The organism is Aquabacter sp. L1I39 (genome assembly GCF_017742835.1).
GTDB lineage: Bacteria > Pseudomonadota > Alphaproteobacteria > Rhizobiales > Xanthobacteraceae > L1I39.
Map to the genome: position 1 here is coordinate 1,711,224 of NZ_CP072392.1, position 19,277 is coordinate 1,730,500.

Genomic DNA, 19,277 nt, shown 5'->3' on the forward strand with positions numbered 1-19,277 from the left:
TCGCCAGTCCGGTTCTTGCCAGTCCAAGCTCCTGCAGGCGAGGCCGGCACCGGAAGCGGCGCGCTCACTGGCGCTCGGCCACCTTCTGGGTGCCCTGCGCGGTCTTCAGCATCTGGTCGGCCGTGGGCAGGTTCTGGCGCGGCATCACGTTCAGCATGGGGGCGATGCGCTCCACGATCTTGCCGGCGGTGGGGGCCGCATTCCAGCCGGAGGTGGCATAGCCGTGGGTGTCGGGCGTCGGCTGCGGCTCGTCCAGCATCACCAGCACCAGATATTGCGGGTGATCCATGGGGAAGACGGCCGTGAACGAGGTCAGCAGCTTGTTCTTGGCATAGCGTCCATTCACCACCTTCTCGGCGGTGCCGGTCTTGGCCCCAACCATGAAGCCAGGCACATCCGCCTTCCGGCCCGAGCCTTTTTCCACGTTCAGCCGCAGGAGGTAGCGCATCTTGTCGGAGGTTTCGGGCTTCAGCACGCGCGTGGCGAGCTTCTGCGCCTCCTCGGGTGTCCGCTTCATGAAAGTGGGCGGGATGAGGAAGCCGCCATTCACCATGGAATTGACCGCCATCACCGCCTGAAGCGGCGCGACCGCGATGCCGTGGCCGAAGGCGATGGTGGCCGAGTTCAGCTCGCCCCAGCGCTTGGGCACGATAGGCTCGGCGCTTTCCGGCAATTCGGTGCGCAGCCGGTCGAGCTGCCCCATCTTGCGCAGGAACGCTTTATGCGCCTCTACGCCCAGCGACAGCACCATCTTGGCGGTGCCAACGTTGGAGGAAACAAGGAAGATTTCGGGCACCGACAGCACCCGGTTTTCCGCGTGATAGTCATGGATGGCGAAGCGCCCGAAGGACAGCGCGCCACGCGCATCGAACGAGGAGTTCAGGGTGATCTTGCCAGAATCCAGCGCCATGGCGAAGGACAGCGACTTGAAGGTGGAGCCCATCTCGAACACGCCGGTGGTCAGGCGGTTGAGATAGGCGTCATCCTTGGGGTTGCCGCCCACATTGGGATCGAAGTCCGGCAGCGAGACCATGGAGACGATCTCGCCCGTATTGACGTCGATGACCAGGCCCATGGCGGCCTTGGCCTTGAATTTCTCGCGGGCGCGGGACAGTTCGTCGCGCACCGCATGCTGGACACGCATGTCGACGGACAGTTGCACCGGCTCCTGCTGCCGGTCGGTGGCAAGGCCAGCGAGGTGCAGCTCGGCAAGCCCCCGGCCGTCGACATATTTCTCGATGCCGGCAATGCCCTGATTGTCCACGTTCACATTGCCGATGACGTGGGACAGCGTCGGGCCATCGGGATAGATGCGCCGGTTTTCCTTCACGAAGCCGATGCCCGGCAGGCCGAGGCGGAAGATGGCGCGCTGCTGGGCCGGCGTGATCTCGCGCTTCAGCCAGGCAAAGCCCTTGCCGGAATTCAGCCGGGCGCGGGTCTCGGCCACGTCGAGGTCGGGCAGCACCTTCAAGAGGCCTTCCAGCGCCTCGTCGGGGTCGATCAGACGGCGCGGCTCGGCGAACAAAGAGGGCGACTTCACGTCGATGGCGATGATGTCGCCGTTGCGGTCGATGATGTCCGGACGCGCTGAGGCCACCGCCTCCGAGCCGCCGCCGCGCGCGCCATTGGGATCGGCGAGCACGCCCATCACGGTCAGCCGGCCGGCAATGGCCAGGAACACCAGCGAGAAGGCGAGCACCAGCAGCTTGAGCCGGGCGCGGGTGACGGTCTCCGCATCCACCCGGTCAAGGCCCAGCAAGGCGCGGTAGAGGCCCACGGAGAAGGAGATGGAAAAGCGGAACGTGCCCACCACAAGGCGCACCATCCCCATGCCCGTGCCATAGATGAGCCCGGCGACGCGCCGGCACAGGCCCAGGAACAGGTTCACGAAGAACATGACGAAGGCGACCGCCAGCTGGCGGAAGAAGTCGAGCACCGCCATACCGGCGCGGGCGGCAAGACCCGGCGCCTGCGGCGCGGCGGCCGCGCCAGGGGTGGCGGAAGAGACGGCAGGCCCGGCGGGGGCGCCCGGACTGACGAGCGCCGCGCCGGGCGGGGAAGGCTGGGGCGTGCGAATGCGGGGGGCGGTGGAGGGGTCCGCATGGGCAGCCCCGCGAGAAACGGCAGCCGGGGCGGGACGCTGGGTCGATGCCTCCGCCCGCGCGGCGGGGGCGAGCCCCGGTGCCTGGCGGGGAAGTTTCGTCGCGTCCTTTGCACGCCCTTGAGCCGGCGCGGCCGCCCGCCCCGTGTCAGCACCGGCCGAGGCAGGGGTGCGCGCAAAGGACTGGCGGAGGCGGCTCAGCAGGGATCCGAAAACGGGCATTGTCATTCCGGCCTCCTCAATGCCCGCCCGGCAAGCCGGCCGGTGGGAGCATGGGGGCAAGGCCGCCGCCGCCACCGGTCTGGACGGGGGCAGGCGCGGCCGGCGGGACATAAGCGGGAGCCGGCGCCACGGGGCGGGGCGCGGCGGGCGCGGTGCGCACCGGCGCGGCGGACGCCTGCGGCGTGCCGGCAGCGGGCTGGACGGGCGGCTTCGGCGTCACCGGCGTGTTGGGCGAGCGCAGGGCGGAGGACGGCGGCAGCACGGCGGCGCCGCCCGCGGCCGGAGCCGGAGGGGTGGGGGCGGGCGCGCTGCGGCTGACCGACGAGGTCACCAGCGGCGTGTCCACCAATTCCTCGATCATGCCGCCAATGCCGTCCTGACGGCGGGCGACCTTCTCGGGCAGGTCGTCCAAGGGGGAGATAGCTTCCACCGCCAGCGGCTGGAGGTCCAGATGGCGCTGCACCAAGCCCTGCACGAACAAAGGCGAGGTACGCTTGGCCCATTCGGCACGCATGACGGCGATGGCGTCGCGCTCGGCCCGGATGGCCTGGCGCAGATGCGCGAGGCGCTCCGCATCGGCGGTCGAGGCGTACTTCACCTGGTAGACCACCGCAGCGGTCACCAGGAGCGCCAGGACCACCACCAGGTTCGCGATGCGAAACATCAACGACGACTCCGCCCACGGCGTTGCGACAGTCCGGGAGGCAGCATCCCGGGCAGGTCCCCTTCCCCGTGCGCCGGAGCCTCCGTGCGCTCGGCTGCCCGCAGCTTTGCGGACCGGGCGCGCGGATTGATCGCCACTTCCTCGGGACCGGGCTCCACCATCCCCTTGGACAGGAGACGGAAGGAAGGGGCCGGTCCCTCGGCCTGGGGCAGGTGGCGCGAGGCGGAGGGAGCCTTGCTCCGGTGTGACAGAAAAGTCTTAACGATCCGGTCTTCCAGCGAGTGGAAGGTGACCACCACCAGCCGCCCGCCGGGCTTCAAGGCCCGCTCGGCCGCGGCGAGCGCTGCGGCAAGCTCGTCCAGTTCGCCATTCACGGCGATGCGCAGGGCCTGGAAGGTGCGGGTGGCGGGATGCACCTCGCCGGGCTTGGCCCACACCACACGGGAGATGATTTCAGCCAGCTGCCCGGTGCGGGTGATGGGCGCCTCGGCGCGCGCCTTCACGATGGCCTTGGCGATGGCCCGCGACTGGCGCTCCTCGCCCAGGCTCCAGATGAGGTGGGCCAGCTCCACCTCTTCCAGCTCCGCCACGAGGTCAGCGGCGGACGGCACGTCGCCGCCCATGCGCATGTCGAGGGGCCCGTCGCGGCGGAAGGAAAAGCCGCGCTCGGCCTGATCGAGCTGCATGGAGGAGACGCCGATGTCGAGAACCACCCCGTCCAGCGGCGCAAAGCCGTTATCCTCAGCGAGCACATCAAGCTGCGAGAAGCGGTCCTCAACCAGGGTGAGGCGCCCGCCGGAAGCGGCGACCAGGGCCGCGCCGCCGGCAATGGCGGTGGGATCGCGATCCACAGCCAGGACGCGGCAGTCGGCCGCATCCAGGATCGCCCCCGTATAACCTCCCGCGCCGAAGGTGCCGTCCACATAGGAACCGGCCTCCTTCGGCGCGAGGTGCGCGAGAACCTCGGCCAGCATAACGGGAAGATGACGGGCCGGTCCGCCTGCGGCGTCGGTGGGCCCGACCCCGCGGCCCGATTTCATCCCTTGCTGCCTCCGCTGTTCTCCGCCGAGGAACCAAGCGCGCGCCGAAGCTGCCGCACCTTCTCGGTGGCCTCCGCGAGATGGGCACGCAGGCGCTCGGGTTCCCAGATTCGGAACTTGTGTCCCAGGCCCACGAACGCCACCGCGTCCGTGATGCCCGCATGGGCTTTCAGCCCTTCGCTCAGCACCACCCGGCCCTCCGGGTCGATGCGCAGCGTCTCGCTGGTGCCGTACAAGGCGGCCGCCAGTTCCTCCCGCGCCTCCGAATAGGGCGGGTAACGGTCGATCAGGGCCTCGATCTCCGCCAGCAGGCGATTGCCGCCCGCATCCAGCGCCGGCCCGGCGAGGCTCGGATGGCAATAGAGATACTCGGTCCCATCCTTGGCCAGCACGGCGCGATAGGGCGCGGGGATGGAAACCCGGCCCTTGCTGTCCAGGCGCATCGTGTAGGTGGACACGAAGCGGTCCATGGCGGCCGTACTGCCCCCCGCATTGACCTGAGCAACCCCAAGGCCTCGCCCCGGACGCCCCGGTGCGAAGGCACGCCGATACCCCGGCGCCGCGTCGCTCTCCTGAATGTCTTTGGGTTAACATGGGATCTTATGGGCCGTCAATGAATCTGCATGGGAAGACGGCCCCCATTTACGGTCCATATACCTTAAGAATCCCTGAAAGCCGGGGCTTTGCCGGTGACCCGGGACGGGGCGGGCGGGCCGCATTGAACCTTGGCGGCGCCCGGCGTATTCCCTGGCCCGGACACGACACCTTCGGGCGGGCGCGATGCTGAATTCAGGCGTGGGCTATGTGGGCCTCATCGGCGGGGCGGGCGTGGGCCTGGCGCTCGGCGGGCCGCTGGGCGCGCTGGTGGGCGCGCTCGCCGGCCAGATCGCCGGCAACGTGGTGGACCGCCTGCTGGCACCCGAGCCGCGCGCGGCCGCCTTCTCGGTGGGGCTGATCGCCCTCTCCGCCAAGATGGCCAAGGCGGACGGCGTGGTGGTGCCGCAGGAAGTAGCCGCTTTCCGGGAGGTGTTCGACATTCCCGCCGAGGAGCTGGAGGCGGTGGCCCGCGTCTTCAACCTCGCCAAACAGGACACTGCCGGCTTCGAGGCCTATGCCCGCCAGATCGGCACTTTGTTCGCCGATGATCCCGACACCCGCGAGGACCTGCTCGACGCCCTCTTCCACGTGGCCAAGGCCGACCATGCCCTCCACGAGGACGAGCTGGTTTTCCTCGCGGAAGTGGGGCGGCTGCTGGGCTTCGAGGGCGTCGCCTATGAGCGCATCGAGGCCCGCCATGTGCGCCGGCCCGGCGATCCCTATGCGGTGCTCGACCTTGCCCCCGATGCCACCGACGCCGAGGTGAAGGCGCGCCGCCGCGCCTTGGTGGGCGAGCATCATCCCGACCGGCTCGCCGCCCGCGGCCTGCCGCCCGCCGCCCTCAAGCTCGCCAATGACCGGGTGGCGGCGGTGAATGCCGCCTATGACCGCATCGCCCGCCAGCGCGGCATGACCTGACTGGACCTCCCGCCCCCATGACCGAGCCCGCGCCCTTCCGCCCCGACAGCCCGCTGGTGGGGATCCTTGCCCCCTCCCCCAATCATGGGGAGCGCAAAAGCCCCATCGACATGCTGGTGCTGCATTATACCGGCATGACCTCCGCCGAGGCGGCGGTGGACCTGTTGCGCGATCCGGCGTCGCAGGTCTCCTGCCATTATGTGGTGCTGGAGGACGGCAGCATCATCCAGATGGTGCCGGAAGAACGCCGCGCCTGGCATGCGGGCGTCTCTTCCTGGGAGGGGCAGACCGACACCAATTCCCGCTCCATCGGCATCGAGATCGCCAATCCCGGCCATTCCAACGGCTATCCGCCCTTCCCCGAGGCGCAGATCGTGGCCGTGGCGGCACTCTGCCAGGACATTCTGTCCCGCCACCCCATCCGCGCCGACCGGGTGCTCGCCCATTCGGACGTGGCCCCCGCGCGCAAGGATGATCCGGGCGAGAAATTCCCTTGGCACCTCCTGCACCATGCCGGCGTCGGCCATCTCGTGCACGAGGCCCCGCTCACCGGCGGTCGCTTCTTCATGCGCGGGGATGCCGGCCAGCCGGTGGAGGCGCTGCAATCCATGCTGGCGCTCTATGGCTACGGGCTTGCCGTCACCGGCCTTTATGACGAGGCCACCGAACAGGTGGTGCGCGCCTTCCAGCGCCATTTCCGCCGCGCCAAGGTGGACGGGGTGGCGGACCTCTCCACCATCATGACGCTGCGGGATCTGATTGCGAGCCGGCCGGGGGATGATGCGCCCCGCCCGACACATCATGACCATGGCCATCCCCACTCTCATGATCCCGACGGACCCCGTCACACTTGACGCCAGCGCCCAGGGCGCCCATTGGTGCGCCCACCAGCCGGCCGGGCGGCCGCGTCACCTTCGGGTGCCGAGGAAAGTCCGGGCTCCACGGAGACACGGTGCCGGATAACGTCCGGCGGGGGCGACCCCAGGGAAAGTGCCACAGAAATCAAACCACCTGCGCGTGCGCAGGCCAGGGTGAAACGGTGGGGTAAGAGCCCACCGCGCGACCGGCAACGGAAGCGGCACGGCAAACCCCACCGGGAGCAAAGTCGAATAGGAACGGCATCGATGCGGCTCGCCGCCTCGAAGCCCTGTCTTCGGGACGCCGTTCGGGTTGACTGCTAGAGGCGCCGGGCAACCGGCGTCCCAGAGGAATGGCCGCCGCGCGGGAGAAATCCCGCCGTACAGAACCCGGCTTACAGGCCGGCTGGTGCTTTCCTCACGAGAAGCGGGGCGGCGCGGGCAAGAGCCCGTCAGGCCCCCTCCTCCACCCGCCGCGCGGACGTGGTGGCCCGCACGAAGGCGGCCACGAACATGGCGCTCAGGATGAGCACGATGGTGGGCGCGGGCGCGCTGTCCAGGAAGAAGGACAGATAGACCCCGGCGAGCGCGGCGGAGACCGCAACCACCACCGCCACCCCCAGCATGGCGCCGAAGCTGCGCGTCAGCAGGAAGGCGATGGCGCCGGGCGCGATCAGGAGCGCGATGGCCAGGATAATGCCCACCGCCTTCAGCGCCCCCACCACCGCCAGGGACAGGCCGCACAACAGCCCGTAATGCAACAGGTTCACCGGCAGGCCCACCACCCGCGCCTGGGCGGGGTCGAAGGCGAACAGCAGCAAATCCCGCCATTTCAGCACCAGGAGGCCGCCCACCACCAAGGCGATGACGGCGCTCTCGGCAATGTCGTCCCAGCCGACCCCCAGCATGTCGCCGAACAAGATGTGGTCCAGGTGCACGTCGGAGGCGATGGAGGTGTAGAGCACGAGGCCGAGGCCGAACATGCCGGAAAACACCACGCCCAGCACCGTGTCCTGCTTCACCCGGCTGTTGGCCTTCAGATAGCCCGCAAGGAGCGCGCAGGACAGGCCCGCCACGAACGCCCCCAAGGCCAGCGGCAGGCCGGCCATATAGGCCAGCACCACGCCGGGCAGGATGGCGTGGGAGACGGCATCGCCCATCAGCGACCAGCCCTTCAGCACCAGGATGGACGACAGGAGCGCTGTGGGCACCGCCACCAGCACCGCGATGATGAGGGCAAGGCGCATGAACTCGAACTGGAGCGGCTGGGCCAGCACGGCGAAGAGGCTCATGGCGCCACCTCCCGGCCCGCATCCGCCGCGGCGAGCGCCGCCGCGCCCCGCCGCCGGGCGGCGAGGAGCCCGTGCTTCGGCGCCCGCAGGAAGGCGGCCAGGAAAATCAGCGTCTGCAAGACCACGATGATGCCGCCCGTCGCCCCATCCAGGAAGAAGGAGGCATAGGCGCCGAAAAAGCTGGTCAGCGCGCCGATGGCCACCGAGAGCAGGATCAGGCGCGGGAAGCGGTCGGTGAGCAGATAAGCGGTAGCGCCGGGTGTCACCACCATGGCGATCACCAGGAAGGCGCCCACCGTCTGGAGCGCCGCCACCGTGGAGGCGGCGAGCAGGGTGAAGAAGACACCCTTCAGCAGCCCGGTATTGAGGCCGATGGAGCGGGCATGGGTCTCATCGAAGAAGGTGACCATCAAATCCCGCCACTTGGCGGTGAGCACCGCCAGCGAGACGAAGCCGATAAGCGCCAGTTGCAGCGTATCCTCCGGCGTGATGGCCAGGATGTTGCCCAGCACGATGGTCTGGATGTTCACCGAGGTGGGCGAGACCGACACCATGAACAGGCCCAGCCCGAAGAAGGAGCTGAAGATGAGGCCGATAATGGTGTCTTCCTTCAGCCGCGTCCGGGCATTGAGGAACAGCATGGCCCCCGCCGCCAGCGCGCCGGAAAAGAAGGCCCCGAGCGAAAAGGGCAAGCCCAGCATATAGGCGCCCGCCACGCCGGGGACGATGGCGTGGGAGAGCGCATCTCCGATGAGCGACCAGCCCTTGAGCATGAGATAGGCGGACAGGAAGGCGCACACCGCCCCCACCAGCGCGCTCACCCACATGGCGTTGACCATGTAGCCATAGGCGAAGGGCTGGAGCAGCAGGTCCATCAGGCCGCCCCCGCGTCCCGGTCGGCTTCCGGCAGGCCCACCACGAGGGGCCGCTCGTCGCCCGAGAGCACGCGCAGCCGCCCACCGGCATCGCCCAGCACGAAATGACGCAGCGTGCCGCCGAAGGTGCGGGCGAGGTTCGCCTCGATGAAGACCTCGGCGGTCGGCCCATAGGCCAGCACGGTGCCCTTGATGAGAATGGTGCGGTCGCAGAATTCCGGCACCGAGCCCAGATTATGGGTGGAGACCAGCATCACCCGGCCCTCCGCCTTCAGCGCCCGCAACAAGGCGATGATGGCGTCCTCGGTCTTCACATCGACGCCGGTGAAGGGTTCGTCCAGCAGGATGACCCGCGCCTCCTGCGCCAGCGCCCGGGCGAGGAACACCCGCTTCTTCTGCCCGCCCGAGAGTTCGCCGATCTGCCGGTGGCGGAAAGCCGCCATGCCCACCCGCTCCAGCGCCCCGTCCACCGCCGCGTGATCGGCGGGGCGGGGGCGGCGCAGGAAGCCCATATGGCCGTAGCGGCCCATCATGACCACGTCCTCAACCAGAACGGGGAAGGTCCAGTCCACCTCCTCGCTCTGGGGCACATAGGCCACCTTGTTGGATTTCAGCGCCGCCCCGACGGTGCCGCCGAGGATGGCAATCTCCCCCCGCGCCGCCCGCACGAAGCCCATGATGGCCTTGAACAAGGTGGACTTGCCCGAGCCGTTCACCCCCACCAAGGCCGCGATGGTGCCCGTGGGGATCTCGAACGTGGCATCCCGGAGCGCGGTGTGGCCGTTGCGATAGGTGACGGTGAGGTGGCGCACCGCGATGCCGACGTCCGGCGGCGCGTTCTCCGCCGGGCTCATGGCATGAGCGGAGTCTCTTGGCGCCGGGCTCATGGCATGAGCGGAGTCTCTTGGCGCCGGGCTCATGGCATGAGCGGAGTCTCTTGGCGCCGGGCTCATGGCATGAGCGGAGTCTCTTGGCGCCGGGCTCATGGCATGAGCGGAGTCTCTTGGCGCCGGGCTCATGGCATGAGCGGAGTCTCTTGGCGCCGGGCTCATGGCATGAGCCCGGTGACAATGGTCTGCGACGTCACCTTCATGAGGTCGATATAGGTGGGCACCGGGCCGGAGGCGTCCGACAGGGAGTCCACATAGAGCACCCCACCATATTTCGCCCCCGTCTCCCGCGCCACCTGCTTGGCCGGATCGGGCGAGACCGTGCTCTCGGAGAAGACGGCCGGGATATGGTATTTGCGCACCATATCGATGACCCGCCGCACCTGCTGGGGGGTGCCCTGCTGGTCCGCATTGATGGGCCAGAGATAGAGCTCCCTCAGGCCGAAATCCCGCGCCAGGTACGAGAAGGCCCCTTCCGAGGTGACGAGCCACCTTTGTTCCGGCGGAATTCGCGCAAATTCCGCCTTGATCGGGTCGATGGAAGCCTTGATCTGGGCCTTGTACGCCTCGGCGTTGGAAATATAGACTTGCGCGTTTACTTGATCGTGCCGCGCCAGCGCGTCGCGAATATTATCCACATAAGTCAAGGCCGCATTGGGCGACATCCAGGCATGGGGGTTGGGCTTGCCCGAATAGGGGCCCTGGGAGATGGCGATGGGCGGCACCCCCGCGCTCGCCACAGCCTCCGGTACGCCCTTGAGATTGCGGAAGAATTTCTGGAACCAGAGCTCCAGGTTCAACCCGTTCCAGATGATCAGCTGGGCATCCTGGGCCTTGATGAGGTCGCCGGGGGTGGGCTGGTAATTGTGGATCTCGGCCCCCGGCTTCGTCAGCGACTCCACCTCCGCCGCCTCCCCGGCCACGTTGCGGGCCATGTCGGCGATGATGGTGAAGGTGGTTATCACCTTGAATTTGCGTGATTTTTCGGCGCTGGCAGGCAGGCCCAGCGCACCACTCGCGAGCGTGAGCGCCCCGGCGGCCATGAGGCTCCGGCGGCTAAGAGGGGCGAAGGGGCGGATTGCGGGCGGCTGTCTCATGGGGCAAGCCTGCCACGCGCCCCTCGCAATTGCAACTCGTTCGCAAAAGCAAAGTTGAGAATTTGGCTTCCAAACGAAAACGGGGGCCGGCAACCGCGCCGACCCCGCCCTGTCAACCACCCCAGACGAGGCGTAACTTCATTTGTTGTCAGTGACTTGCCTGCCCCTGAAGCGGAGTTCAGACACGATCACGGACAGTACGATCAGCCCCGCGCCCACCAAGGCGAGGCCCGGCAGCCGCTCTCCGGCGAGACGTCCCACCAGCCCCGCCCAGACCGGCTCGCCGGCATAAATGAGGGTCGCCTTCGTGGGTGATACCCGCTTCTGCGCCCAGTTCATGGTGACCTGGATGAGCCCGCTCGCCAGCCCCAGACCCACGGCCGCGAACACCAGGTACCAGGAGAAGGCCGGCACGGCTTCCCCCACCACCGGCATGGCCACAAAGGCCACCAGCGAGGCCACCGCCAGTTGGACCACCGACACCCGAAGCGTGTCCACCTGCCCCGCAAACATTGAAATCAAAAGGATTTCTGCGGCGATGGCGACGGTCGCGGCCAGCGTGAACAGCTCGCCGCGCCCCAGCCCGAGCGAAGTCGCACCCGGCCCGGCCAGCAGCACCAGACCCGCAAAGGCCAGCGCGATGCCCGCCCAGGCCATGGCCCGGGGCGCCTTGCGCATGACGGCCCATTGCAGCAGCGGAACCAGCGGCACATACATGGCCGTTATGAAAGCCGACTGGCTGGACGTAATGGTCTGCATGCCATAGGCCTGCAGCGCGTATCCGAAGAAGATGCTGACGCCGATCAGAGTTCCGGCCACCAGCTCCCGCATGGTGACCCGCCGCAGCACGGGCAGGGCAATGAGCCCCAGAACCAAGGCCGCCGCGCCAAAGCGCAGTCCCACGAAAATGAGCGGTCCGGTGACCGCAAGCACCTGATGGACCACGAGAAACGTCGTGCCCCAGATCATGGTGATGAGCACGAGCGCCAGCTCGCTGCCCCGCGGCCCGGTCATCCAGGCGGGCAGCGGCCACCGGCGGGCGGGCGCCGCCACGGGAAGGCCGGGCTCCCGCTCCGATCGCGGTACCGCATCCCGGCGCACCGGACGGCGCGCCGCCTCGATGCCGCTGGAGGTCAGGAGCGGGCGATAGGCCTTTCCCAGCAGGAAAGGATTGTGTGGGAGCGAGATGCGCAACATAATGCGCAGGTCATAGGTGCAATATAATGCGCAGTCAAGCCTCTCCTACGGGTGCCGATGTGGCGGACGACCGCTCTCCTGACCCCGCTCCACGACCGGACGTGCTGGCCCATGTGGCTGGAAACGTTCGCCGATTGCGCCAGGCTAAGGGCCTGAGCCAAGCCGCCTTGGCAGAAGCGTCCGGGCTCAGCCGGCGTATGATCGTCGCCATCGAGACCGGCGAGGCCAACATCTCTCTGGCCAATCTGGACCGCCTGGCCGAGGCGCTGAGTGCTCCCTTTTCCGAGGTAGTCCGCGCGCCGGAAGCCCGCGACGGTGCCCGCATTGACCAGGTGCTGTGGCAGGGCCAGGCGCCCGAGAGCCGCGCGGTCCTGCTCGGCACCGCCCCCGCGCGGCTGGAAGCCGAGTTGTGGGTGTGGTCGCTCGCGCCGGGCGAGCGCTATGAGGCGCGCCCCGATGCGGTGGGCTGGCACGAGATGATCTATGTGATGGAGGGTACGCTCACCTTGGAGCGAGGCGGAGAGACCTCGATCATTTCAGCCGGAGACTTCCTGGTCTTCGCCAACACCGCCCCCTATACGTTCCGCAATGCCGGCCCAGACTGCGTCCGCTTCATCCGGAACATCGCGGTCTAGGCGCCGGAGAGCAGGCCCCCTGTCTGCCGCCGCCCGCTTCCCCTTGCATCTGATTGCGTTCCGGCTATATTAGCGATGTCCCCATGAGGGGATACCTCAGAGCCATCGCAGTCGAAGGTGATGAGAGTGGGTCCTTCCCAGGGCCCGCTCGATTTTCGTTTACCTGAACGCTCTTTCTGCGCGAACGCTCGAGCCCGGTCCGATGCCGGGCGAGGTGGAAAAGCCTTCACAGCCGCCCAGGCCCGGTCCTGGCGGCTCAGATACGTCCCGGAGGGACATGACCGACCCGATCGACGCTTTGGCCCTTGATGCCGGCGATCCTCACGAACCCCGCCTCATCACCGAGTCCGGGGTCGCGGCGCGCATTGCCGCCATCGTGGAGCCCGTGGTCGCGGATCTCGGCTACCGCTTGGTCCGGGTCAAGGTGTCCAGCCGCGATGGCGGGACGCTGCAGATCATGGCGGAGCGGCCTGACGGCTCCATGACCGTGGACGATTGCGAGGCGATCTCCCGGGCGGTATCACCCGTGCTCGACGTTGAAGACCCGATTTCCGGCGCCTATCGGCTTGAAATCTCCTCCCCCGGCATTGACCGGCCTTTGGTACGCCTGAGCGACTTCGTGCGCTGGGCTGGCCATGAGGTGAAGGCCGAGATGGCGGTGCCGGTCAACGGCCGCAAGCGCTTCCGCGGCATCCTTCTGGGTGCGGAAGGCGCGGACGCCCTGCTCAAGCGCACTGACGCGCCGGCGGGCGAGGATCCGTTGGTGAAGCTCCCCGCCGGCGATATCGGCGAGGCCAAGCTGGTCTTGACCGACGCCCTCATCACCGAGGCCCTGCGCCGGGCTCGCGCGGCCGAGCGCGGTCTGGAAGGTGACGAAGACGGCCTCGAGGACGAGCAGGACGTCACGGAAGACGATGCCGACCTCGACCGCAAGGACGCTGTCGATGCGGCAAATGCCGAGCGTGGCCATGCCCGTAAGGCCGCGGATCTCGCCGAGAAGAAAGCGCGCAAGCGCGATGCGAAGACCGCCCGCAAGGCGGAAAAGGAACAGAAGGCGGCGTCCGGCAAGAAGGCCAGCGGCAAGGCTCGCCTTTCCCCCACCGAACTCGCCGACCTGGCGATCACCAATCCGGGCTCCCGCGCAGCGCGGACCGGCAAGTCCAAAGCGAAGGAGACGCACTGATGGTTGCCGTCAGCGCAAATCGGCTTGAGCTCTTGCAGATCGCCGACGCGGTCGCTCGCGAAAAGTCCATCGACCGCTCCATCGTGATCGCGGCCATGGAAGACGCGATCGCCAAGGCCGCGCGCTCGCGCTACGGCCAGGAGACGGACATCCACGCGGACATCAATCCGCGCACCGGCGAACTGCGGCTGGCCCGCCATCTCCTGGTGGTGGACGAGGTGGAGAATTTCGCCACCGAGATCACCCTCGACGGCGCCCGTCGGCATAATCCGGCCGCTCAGGTGGGCGACACCATCGCCGACACCCTGCCCCCGTTCGACTTCGGCCGCATCGCCGCCCAGTCGGCCAAGCAGGTGATCGTGCAGAAGGTGCGCGAGGCCGAGAGGGACCGGCAGTATGACGAGTATAAGGACCGCATCGGCGAGGTCTGCAACGGCCTCGTCAAGCGCGTTGAGTACGGCAACGTGGTGGTCGACCTCGGCCGTGGCGAAGCCATTCTGCGCCGCGACGAGTTGCTGCCCCGCGAAGTGGTGAAGACCGGCGACCGTATTCGCGCCTACATCTACGACGTGCGCCGCGAGCCTCGTGGCCCGCAGATCTTCCTGTCGCGCACCCATCCCCAGTTCATGGCCAAGCTGTTCGCGCAGGAAGTGCCCGAAATCTATGACGGCATCGTCGAGATCAAGGCGGTGGCCCGCGATCCCGGTTCCCGCGCCAAGATCGCCGTTATCTCTCGCGACCAGTCGGTCGACCCGGTCGGCGCCTGCGTCGGCATGCGCGGCTCGCGCGTGCAGGCGGTGGTGAACGAGCTGCAGGGCGAGAAGATTGACATCATCCCCTGGAACCCCGACATCGCCACCTTCATCGTCAATGCGCTCGCCCCGGCCGAAGTGGTCAAGGTGGTGCTCGACGAAGATCGCGAACGGATCGAAGTGGTGGTCCCCGACCAGCAGCTCTCCCTCGCCATCGGCCGCCGCGGCCAGAATGTGCGCCTCGCCTCCCAGCTCACCGGCTGGGACATCGACATCATGACCGAGCAGGAAGAGAGCGAGCGGCGCCAGAAGGAATTCGCCGAGCGCACCAAGATGTTCGCCGAGGCCCTCGACCTCGACGAGATGATGGGCCAGCTCCTCACCTCCGAAGGCTTCACTTCGGTGGAGGAAATCGCCTACGTGCCGCTGTCGGAACTCTCCAGCATCGAAGGCTTCGACGACGACACCGCCACCGAGCTTCAGAATCGCGCCCGCAAGCACTTGTCGGATGTGGAAGAAGCCCTCGACGACGAGCGCAAGGCACTGGGTGTCGAGGATGAGCTGAAGAACGTGCCCGGCGTCACCTCCAAGATGCTGGTGGCCTTCGGCAAGGCCGACATCAAGTCCGTGGAAGACCTGGCCGGCTGCGCCACCGATGACCTCATCGGCTGGAGCGAGCGCAAGGACGGCGAGACTCAGCGTTTCCCCGGCGCGCTCGAAGGCTTCCAGCTGACCCGCGAGGATGCCGAACAACTGATCATGCAGGCGCGCATCGCCGCCGGCTGGATCAGCGAAGACGATCTGGCCTCCGCATCCGAAGAGGATGCGGAGGGCGCCGACGGCGCCCAGGCCTGAGAGAAAAGGAGATGACCCGGCGTGCTTGCGATCATGGACGAGGAAGAGACCGATGGGGGGCCGCGCGGGCTGAAGTCCGCGCGCGCGCCGCTGGCGCGTCTGTGCCTCGCCACGCGCGAGGTCACGCCGGTAGCGGACATGGTCCGCTTCGTGGTGGCGCCGGACGGCGCCATCGTGCCCGACCTTTCCCGTGAGCTTCCCGGCCGCGGCGCCTGGGTCACGGCCACACGCGAAGCACTGGCCACCGCGCTGAAGCGCCGCGCCTTCGGGCGAGCCTTTCGCGGCAAGGGGCAAGCCGCCCCCGATCTCGCCGATCTGGTGGAAGAGCGCCTGCTGGCGGACACCCGCGCGGCTCTGTCCCTCGCCAACAAGGCGGGACGCGTGACAACCGGAAATATGAAAGTGGAATCCGCCCTCGTCGGTGAGCCCGTGAGCGTGCTTGTGCATGCCAGCGATGCGGCCGCGGATGGGGTGCGCAAGCTCGACGGTGCAGTCCGTCGCAGAATGGCCGCCGGCATGGGCGCGGTGGCGATCGTGAACTGCCTCTCGGGCCTTGAATTGGACTTGGCACTGGGGCGGTCAAATGTGGTACACGCTGCGCTGCTCGCGCATCCGACGACCGCGGGATTTCTCGCGCGGTGCCGTAAGCTTGAGCGTTGGCGGCCCGCCCCACCCGCCAGTGCACTCAATCGGCATGCCCCGCCGGACGAACGGATGCCAGGAACGGATACGGAATGAACGATACTAAGACCCCCGGCGACAAGACCCTTCACCCCGCCCCCGGCAAGACGTTGACCTTGAAGCGTCCGGTGGAGCAGGGAACGGTCCGTCAGAGCTTCAGCCACGGCCGCTCCAAGGCGGTTGTGGTAGAGAAGGTGAAGCGCCGGACATTTGCGCCTGGCGAGGCTGCGCCCAATGCTGCGCCCGCCCCGACGCCTGCCCCGGCACCCGCGCCGGCGGCAGCGCGGCCTGCTGCGCCTGCGACCCCTGCTGCCCCGCGCCCGGCCGCGCCGGCCCAGCCTCCGGCACCTGTGACCGCCCGGGCGCCTGAGGCCGCGCCTGCGCCGACGCCAGCACCGGCACCGGCAGCGCCTGCCACACCGGCTGCACCCGCACCCGTCACCGCCAAGGCTCCAGTCGAAGCGCCGGCCACGCCTGCGCCCGCGGCCCCTGTCGAGGCGCCCGTCGCCAAGGCGGAAGCCCCCGCACCGGCCGCACCGGTCGTAGAAGCGCCTGCAGCGCCGACCCCTGCGCCCACAGCCGCTCCGGCGGCGGGCGCGTCTGTTTCGGCCAAGCCCGCGCCTGCGCCACAGCCCCCCGCATCCCCCGCGCCGCGGACCTCCGCGCCGGCCTCAACCCCGTCTCGACCGATGGATAATCGCACCACATCCTCGGGCGCGGCGTCGCGCCCCACTGGCTCGTCCTCTTCGGGCCCGGCTCGCAACGTCTCCACCGGCGGACAGCGGCCCGGCCAGGGCCAGCAGCGTCCGGGCCAAGGCAATAACCGCCCCGGCCAGGGCGGTCCCAATGCCGATCGCCGTTCGGGCGGTCCCGGCGGCGGCGGCCGGCCCGGCGCGCAGCGTCCGGGCGGCTCCGGCGTGGTTCTGCGTACGCTGACAGAAGAAGAGCGGAACGCCCGCGCCAATGCGCTTGCCGACGCCCGCGTCCGCGCGGTCGAAGAGCAGCGCATGGCAGAAGAGCGCCGCGTCGCCGAGGAGGAGGCCCGTCGCCGCGCCGAGCGCGAGCGCGCCGAGCGCGCCGAGCGCGAGGCGGCCGAAGCCCGCAAGCGCGAGGAAGAGAGCCGCCGGGCCCTTGAGGATGAAAGCAAGCGCAAGGCCGAGCAGGAGGCGCGCAAGCGCTTTGGCGAGGAGCAGGGCGCCGCGCGTAGCGCGTCCGCCACTCCGGCAGCCCGCCCGCTGACCCCGCGTCCGGCCGCAACCACCACGCCCACCGAGGGCGAGGATGAGGAGCGTCGTCCCGCCCGCCGCGGCGCCACGCCGCCGCGCCCCGCCGCGCCGGTCAAGCTGCCCAAGAGCCCCGGCAGCGAGAAGAGCCGCGGCCGCCTGACCCTCACCAACGCTCTGTCCAGCGAGGAGGAGCGTCAGCGTTCCGTCGCCTCGTTCCGTCGGCGCACCCAGCGCATGACCGGCCACCGGGCGATGGAGAGCAAGGAGAAGATCTCCCGCGAGGTGATCCTGCCCGAGACCATCACCATCCAGGAACTGGCCAACCGCATGTCCGAGCGTGCGGTGGACGTGATCCGCATGCTGATGAAGCAGGGCCAGATGGTGAAGATCACCGACGTGATCGACGCCGACACCGCCGAGCTGATCGCCGAGGATTTGGGCCACACGGTGCGCCGCGTGTCCGAATCCGACGTGGAAGAAGGCCTGTTCGACGTGGCCGACGCGCCAGAGAAGCTGCTGCCGCGGCCCCCGGTCGTCACCATCATGGGCCATGTCGACCACGGCAAGACCTCGCTCTTGGACGCCATCCGCAAGGCCAATGTGGTCTCCGGAGAGGCCGGCGGCATCACCCAGCATATCGGCGCCTACCAGGTGACCTCGCCGCTCGGCGGCAAGATTACCTTCATCGACACCCCCGGCCACGCCGCCTTCACCGCCATGCGCGCCCGCGGCGCCAAGGTGACGGATATCGTGGTTCTGGTGGTGGCGGCCGATGACGGCGTGATGCCCCAGACCATCGAGGCCATCAACCACGCGCGCGCCGCCAAGGTGCCGCTGATCGTGGCGATCAACAAGATCGACAAGCCCGACGCCAAGCCCGAGCGGGTGCGGTCCGAGCTGCTCCAGTATGAGGTGCAGGTGGAGAGCATGGGCGGCGAGACCCTCGAAGTGGAGGTCTCCGCCACCAAGCAGATCAACCTGGACAAGCTGCTGGAGGCCATCTCCCTGCAGAGCGAAATCCTCAACCTGACGGCCAATCCCGACCGCGCTGCGGAAGGCACCGTCATCGAGGCCAAGCTCGATCGCGGTCGCGGTCCCGTTGCCACCGTGCTCATCCAGCGCGGCACCATGCATATCGGCGACATCGTCGTGGCCGGTGCCGAGTGGGGCCGCGTGCGCGCCCTCATCACCGACGTCGGCGCCAATACTGATGCGGCCGGCCCGTCCTTCCCGGTGGAAGTGCTGGGCTTCAACGGCACGCCAGAGGCCGGTGACCGTCTTGCGGTGGTGGAGAACGAAGCCCGCGCCCGCGAAATCACCGACTATCGCCAGCGCCAGAAGCGCGAGAAGGCGGCGGCCCGGTCCGCCACCGTCCGCGGTTCGCTGGAGCAGATGATGAGCCAAGTGCGATCCTCGGGCCGCAAGGAATTCCCACTCATCATCAAGGGCGACGTGCAGGGCTCCGTGGAAGCCATCATCGGCGCGCTGGAGAAGGTCGGCAACGACGAGGTCCAGGCCCGTGTGATCCATTCCGGTGCTGGCGGCATCAATGAGAGCGACGTGACGCTGGCGGAGACCTCCGGCGCGTCCATCATCGCCTTCAACGTGCGCGCCAACAAGGAAGCCCGCGAGGCAGCCGAGCGGGCGGGCATCGAGATCCGCTACTACAACATCATCTACGACTTGGTGGATGACGTGAAGCAGGCCATGAGCGGCCTGCTGGCTCCGATCAACCGCGAAACCATGCTGGGCAATGCGCTCATCAAGGAAATCTTCGCGGTTTCCAAGGTGGGCAAGGTGGCGGGTTGCACCGTCACCGACGGCATCGTGGAACGCGGCCAGCATGTCCGCCTCATTCGCGACAACGTGGTGATCCACGAAGGCAAGCTGTCGACCCTGAACCGCTACAAGGACGCTGTGAACACCGTCCATGCGGGCCAGGATTGCGGCATGTCCTTCGAGAACTACCAGGACATGCGCGCCGGCGACGTCATCGAGTGCTACCGCGTGGAAGTGGTGCGCCGCTCGCTCTGAGCCGCTGGGCCGGCACCCTTCGGGGCGCCGCGACTGGAGATGGCGCGGGGCCTCGGCTCCGCCGCTTTCCCGAACCAACATCCCTCATCCCGGGTCCTGCGGCCCGGCGGTGAGGGCGTTTTTATGAGATGCGGCGGTCCGATTCCGCCCCGTCTCGCGTG

General features: G+C 68.3%; 16 protein-coding genes and 1 other RNA gene. 8 read left to right on the forward strand and 9 right to left on the reverse strand.

What is annotated here, in order from left to right:
• Positions 1-64: 64 nt before the first annotated feature.
• The 4 genes from J5J86_RS07415 to J5J86_RS07430 all read right to left on the reverse strand — a co-directional run bounded on the left by J5J86_RS07415 (position 65) and on the right by J5J86_RS07430 (position 4,497).
• Entirely contained in the window at positions 65-1,825 is a 1,761-nt protein-coding gene (locus tag J5J86_RS07415; RefSeq protein WP_209105295.1) for a peptidoglycan D,D-transpeptidase FtsI family protein, read from the reverse strand.
• Between the two features lie 514 nt (positions 1,826-2,339).
• The gene (gene ftsL, locus J5J86_RS07420; protein WP_209104261.1) at positions 2,340-2,987 is read right to left on the reverse strand and encodes a cell division protein FtsL; all 648 of its coding nucleotides are present in this window, start codon (positions 2,985-2,987) and stop codon (positions 2,340-2,342) included.
• Complete coding sequence (gene rsmH / locus J5J86_RS07425) at positions 2,987-4,027, reverse strand: 16S rRNA (cytosine(1402)-N(4))-methyltransferase RsmH (protein ID WP_209104262.1); 1,041 nt, start codon at positions 4,025-4,027, stop codon at positions 2,987-2,989. The genes ftsL and rsmH overlap by 1 nt, the downstream gene beginning before the upstream one ends.
• Entirely contained in the window at positions 4,024-4,497 is a 474-nt protein-coding gene (locus J5J86_RS07430) for a division/cell wall cluster transcriptional repressor MraZ (RefSeq protein WP_209104263.1), read from the reverse strand. The genes rsmH and J5J86_RS07430 overlap by 4 nt, the downstream gene beginning before the upstream one ends.
• A gap of 310 nt (positions 4,498-4,807) precedes the next feature.
• On the opposite strand from J5J86_RS07430, the gene J5J86_RS07435 reads away from it, so the two are divergent.
• The 3 genes from J5J86_RS07435 to rnpB all read left to right on the forward strand — a co-directional run bounded on the left by J5J86_RS07435 (position 4,808) and on the right by rnpB (position 6,813).
• Entirely contained in the window at positions 4,808-5,542 is a 735-nt protein-coding gene (locus J5J86_RS07435) for a TerB family tellurite resistance protein (protein ID WP_209104264.1), read from the forward strand.
• A gap of 17 nt (positions 5,543-5,559) precedes the next feature.
• Positions 5,560-6,396 carry an N-acetylmuramoyl-L-alanine amidase gene (locus J5J86_RS07440; protein WP_209104265.1) on the forward strand — a complete coding sequence of 279 codons (837 nt, stop codon included), beginning with the start codon at positions 5,560-5,562 and terminating at the stop codon, positions 6,394-6,396.
• Positions 6,397-6,429: 33 nt separating this feature from the next.
• An RNA gene (gene rnpB / locus J5J86_RS07445) (RNase P RNA component class A) lies at positions 6,430-6,813 on the forward strand.
• A gap of 38 nt (positions 6,814-6,851) precedes the next feature.
• On the opposite strand, the gene J5J86_RS07450 is transcribed toward rnpB, so the two are convergent.
• From J5J86_RS07450 to J5J86_RS07470, 5 genes are all read right to left on the reverse strand, one after another.
• The gene (locus J5J86_RS07450; protein WP_209104266.1) at positions 6,852-7,691 is read right to left on the reverse strand and encodes a metal ABC transporter permease; all 840 of its coding nucleotides are present in this window, start codon (positions 7,689-7,691) and stop codon (positions 6,852-6,854) included.
• Positions 7,688-8,566, reverse strand: coding sequence for a metal ABC transporter permease (locus tag J5J86_RS07455; protein ID WP_209104267.1), 879 nt, complete (start codon positions 8,564-8,566; stop codon positions 7,688-7,690). The genes J5J86_RS07450 and J5J86_RS07455 overlap by 4 nt, the downstream gene beginning before the upstream one ends.
• Entirely contained in the window at positions 8,566-9,420 is an 855-nt protein-coding gene (locus tag J5J86_RS07460) for a manganese/iron ABC transporter ATP-binding protein (RefSeq protein WP_209104268.1), read from the reverse strand. The genes J5J86_RS07455 and J5J86_RS07460 overlap by 1 nt, the downstream gene beginning before the upstream one ends.
• Positions 9,421-9,614: 194 nt before the next feature.
• On the reverse strand, positions 9,615-10,499 hold the full coding sequence (locus tag J5J86_RS07465) for a metal ABC transporter substrate-binding protein (protein ID WP_209105296.1): 885 nt from the start codon (positions 10,497-10,499) through the stop codon (positions 9,615-9,617).
• A 192-nt stretch (positions 10,500-10,691) separates the two neighbouring features.
• Entirely contained in the window at positions 10,692-11,750 is a 1,059-nt protein-coding gene (locus J5J86_RS07470) for a DMT family transporter (protein ID WP_342449165.1), read from the reverse strand.
• A 26-nt stretch (positions 11,751-11,776) separates the two neighbouring features.
• Here J5J86_RS07470 and J5J86_RS07475 point away from each other — a divergent pair, with 26 nt between their 5' ends.
• From J5J86_RS07475 to infB, 5 genes are all read left to right on the forward strand, one after another.
• The gene (locus J5J86_RS07475) at positions 11,777-12,385 is read left to right on the forward strand and encodes a helix-turn-helix domain-containing protein (protein ID WP_209104269.1); all 609 of its coding nucleotides are present in this window, start codon (positions 11,777-11,779) and stop codon (positions 12,383-12,385) included.
• A gap of 277 nt (positions 12,386-12,662) precedes the next feature.
• Positions 12,663-13,568 carry a ribosome maturation factor RimP gene (rimP, locus tag J5J86_RS07480; RefSeq protein WP_209104270.1) on the forward strand — a complete coding sequence of 302 codons (906 nt, stop codon included), beginning with the start codon at positions 12,663-12,665 and terminating at the stop codon, positions 13,566-13,568.
• Complete coding sequence (gene nusA / locus J5J86_RS07485) at positions 13,568-15,175, forward strand: transcription termination factor NusA (protein ID WP_209104271.1); 1,608 nt, start codon at positions 13,568-13,570, stop codon at positions 15,173-15,175. The genes rimP and nusA overlap by 1 nt, the downstream gene beginning before the upstream one ends.
• A 21-nt stretch (positions 15,176-15,196) precedes the next feature.
• Complete coding sequence (locus tag J5J86_RS07490) at positions 15,197-15,913, forward strand: RNA-binding protein (protein ID WP_247658212.1); 717 nt, start codon at positions 15,197-15,199, stop codon at positions 15,911-15,913.
• Complete coding sequence (gene infB / locus J5J86_RS07495; RefSeq protein ID WP_209104272.1) at positions 15,910-19,116, forward strand: translation initiation factor IF-2; 3,207 nt, start codon at positions 15,910-15,912, stop codon at positions 19,114-19,116. Before J5J86_RS07490 ends, infB begins: the two co-directional genes overlap by 4 nt.
• Positions 19,117-19,277 lie beyond the last annotated feature (161 nt).